A 3,180-nucleotide genomic window follows, 5' to 3' on the forward strand; every position below is an offset into this window, starting at 1 on the left:
CTCAACCCGCGCATGACGATTGGACGGATCCTGACCGTGGGGCCGGTGGCCCATGGAATGCCTGTTGCAAAAGCCCGCGATGAGGCACGCGCGCTCCTGGACCATGTTGGTCTCGACGCCGGGGCGTTCGACCGCTACCCGCACGAGTTTTCCGGCGGCCAGCGGCAGCGCATCGCCATCGCCCGCGCCCTGATCAAGAACGCCCCGATCCTGTTGCTCGACGAGGCCACCTCCGCCCTGGATTCCGCCTCGGAGCAGGTGGTGCAGGAGGCCCTGGATCGCCTGATGAGCAACCGCACCACCCTGGTGGTGGCCCACCGGCTCTCCACGGTGGTGAACGCCGACCGGATCTGCGTGATCGAGGCCGGCGCGATGGTGGAATCCGGCACCCACCGGGAGCTGATGGCTCGCGGCGGCCGGTATGCCGCCTTATTTTCGACACAATTCGCAAACCCTTCCGTGGTGTCGTCCCGATGACCATCGCCCCCAGCCGTTCCCCGGCCCCCTCCGGCGCCACCTGGCAGCGGGCCGACTGGGCCAGCTCCTTCCGCAACGTGGGCACCGAGCTCGCCGATGTGGCCGTCACGGCGAGCCGGGGCACCATCMCGGCCGAGCTCTGCGGCAGCCTCTACCGCAACGGCCCGGGCCGGCTGGAGCGGGGCGGGCAGTGGGTGCACCACCCCTTCGATGGCGACGGCATGATCACGGCCCTGCGCTTTGAGGGCGGCGAGGCCCGGCTCAGCAATCGCTTCGTGCGCACGGAGGGCTGGCAGGCCGAGGAGAGTGCCGGCCGCTTCGTGTACCGCGGCGTGTTCGGCACCCAGAAACCGGGGGGTGCTCTGGCCAACGCCTTCGACCTGCGGCTCAAGAACATCGCCAACACCCACGTGGTGCGCCTCGGCGATCAGCTGCTGGCCCTCTGGGAGGCGGCGGAACCCCATGCCCTCGATCCCCACAGCCTGGAAACCCGGGGCCTCAGCCGCCTCGATGGGGTGCTCAAGCCGGGTGAGGCCTTCAGCGCCCACCCCCGCTTTGATCCCGGTCACCGGGGGGCGCCGCGGATGGTGACCTTCGGTGTCAAGAGCGGGCCGCGCAGCACGATCCGGCTGATGGAGTTCGCCACGGCCGACGACCCTGCCGCCGGCGTGCMGGCGGGCCAGCTGCTTGCGGAGCGCCACGACACGATGGCGGGCTTCGCCTTCCTGCACGACTTCGCCATCACCCCCAACTGGGCCGTGTTCCTGCAGAACGCCATGGCCTTCAACCCCCTCCCTTACGTGTTCGGCCAGAAGGGGGCGGCCCAGTGCCTGGCCTCCAAGCCCGGCGAGATCGGCCGCTTCTTTCTGGTGCCCCGGCCTGGCAGTGCCGCGGCGGAGCGCCATGCCAAGCCCCTGGAGGTGCCAGCCCCCGAGGGCTTTGTGTTCCACCACCTCAATGCCTTCGAGGATGAAGCCACGGGCGAGCTGGTGCTCGATTCGATCTTCTACGCCGACTTCCCCTCGATCGGCCCCGGCGACGACTTCCGCTCCGTGGACTTCGAGGCCATTCCCGAGGGGCAGCTGAAGCGCTGCCGCATCGACCTGGAGCGGGCCGCCACTGATCCTGGCGGGGCCGTGAGCTCCGACTGGCTGGAGCAGCGCTGCTGCGAATTCGCCACCGTGCATCCGGCCCGCCAGGGACGCGACGCCCGCTTCGCCTGGATGGCCGTGACCGAGCAGGAGCGCGGCAATGCGCCCTTGCAAGCGATCGAGAAGCTGGATCTCAGCAGCGGCGAGCGGCGCGTGTGGTGCGCCGGGGCACGGAGCTTCGTGAGCGAGCCCGTGATGGTGCCCCGCGCCGTCACGGGCTCGGAAGCCGCCAGCGGCCCTGAAGACGACGGCTGGCTGCTCTGCGTGGTGTGGAACGGCGCCCGCTGCGCCAGTGACCTGGTGATCCTCAACGCCGACGATCTCTCCGAGCAGGCGGTGCTGGAGCTGCCGCTGGCCATCCCCCATGGCCTGCACGGCAGCTGGGTGGCGGCCTAAGGGCTGGCGAACAGCTGGCGCAGCTGGGGTTCGAGGGCCGCGAAGGCGCGGCCCCGATGGCCCAGGCGGGCCTTGGTGGCGCTGTCCATCTCGGCGAAGGTCTGGCCGGCCTCGGGCACGTGGAACACCGGGTCGTACCCAAAGCCCCCCGTGCCCCGGGGCGCCTCCAGAATCACGCCCGGGCAGTGACCCTCCACCGCCAGCCGCACCCTGCCTTGGGGGTCGGCCACGGCCAGGGCGGCGCTGAACTGAGCGCTGCGCTGCTCGGCCTTGGAGGCGCCGGAGCTGCCACTGACGGCGGCCAGTTCCTCCAGCAGCCGGGCGATGCGGGCGGCATCGGTGGCGGCGTAGCGGGCTGACTGCACCCCCGGGGCACCGCCGAGGGCCGTCACGCAGAGGCCGGAGTCGTCGGCCAGGGCCCAGCAGCCCGTCAGGGGGGCCACGGCGCTTGCCTTGATGGCCGCGTTCTCGGCGAAGCTGCTGCCCGTTTCCTCCACCTCCAGACCTGCGGGCTGGGGCCTCACCTCCAGGCCCAGCCCCGCCAGCAGCCGGCTGAATTCGCGCACTTTGCCGGCGTTGCCGCTGGCGATCACCAGCACGCCGGGTTTGCTGTTCGTGGTTTCCATGGCCAGAGCCTCACACCTGCTCGGCCAGCTGCTGTGCCCAGGCGAGCACGCAGGCCACCCGCTCCGGAGTGGGGGCCTCGCAGTAGAGCCGCAGCAGTGGCTCGGTGCCCGAGAAGCGCAGCATCAGCCAGTGGCTGGGTCCCAGCCGCAGCTTCACGCCGTCGGTGCGGATCACCTCCTGCACCGGCACTCCGGCCACCTCGGCCGGCGGCTGGGCGGCCAGCAGGGCCTCCAGCCGGCCCCGGGCGGCCATGTCCGGCAGGCGCAGATCGAGCCGGTCGTAGGCCGCGGCTCCGCCACAGCGCTGCTGCAGGGCATCGAGGCGCTGGCCCAGGGGCACGCCACCCTCCACCAGCGCCTCGATCAGCAGCAGGGCGGCAAAGGGGGCGTCCCGTTCCGGCAGGTGCATGCCGAACCCCACGCCGCCCGATTCCTCGCCCCCCACCAGCACCTCGCCAGCCAGCATCTCGGCGGCGATGTACTTGAAGCCCACCGGTTTTTCCAGCACGGTGCGCCCCAGCCCCTCCGCC

General features: G+C 71.3%; 3 protein-coding genes and 1 pseudogene. 2 read left to right on the forward strand and 2 right to left on the reverse strand.

Features of this window, described 5'->3' with window-relative positions; translation table 11 throughout:
• Positions 1-477: ATP-binding cassette domain-containing protein (locus tag IQ216_RS12840; protein WP_193815784.1), on the forward strand; the 477-nt coding region annotated here is incomplete at its 5' end.
• Positions 474-2,024 (forward strand): carotenoid oxygenase family protein, encoded by a 1,551-nt coding sequence (locus IQ216_RS12845; protein ID WP_193815785.1) that lies wholly within the window; start codon positions 474-476, stop codon positions 2,022-2,024. The genes IQ216_RS12840 and IQ216_RS12845, both read left to right, overlap by 4 nt.
• On the opposite strand, the gene rdgB is transcribed toward IQ216_RS12845, so the two are convergent.
• Together rdgB and IQ216_RS12855 are read right to left on the reverse strand one after the other, a co-directional pair.
• A complete protein-coding gene (rdgB, locus tag IQ216_RS12850; protein ID WP_193815786.1) occupies positions 2,021-2,650 on the reverse strand; it encodes an RdgB/HAM1 family non-canonical purine NTP pyrophosphatase in 630 nt (209 codons plus the stop codon). The genes IQ216_RS12845 and rdgB overlap by 4 nt on opposite strands.
• A gap of 10 nt (positions 2,651-2,660) precedes the next feature.
• Positions 2,661-3,180, reverse strand: a pseudogene (locus tag IQ216_RS12855) (phosphoglucomutase/phosphomannomutase family protein); the annotation flags it as partial.

Source organism: Cyanobium sp. LEGE 06143 (assembly GCF_015207535.1).
GTDB lineage: Bacteria > Cyanobacteriota > Cyanobacteriia > PCC-6307 > Cyanobiaceae > NIES-981.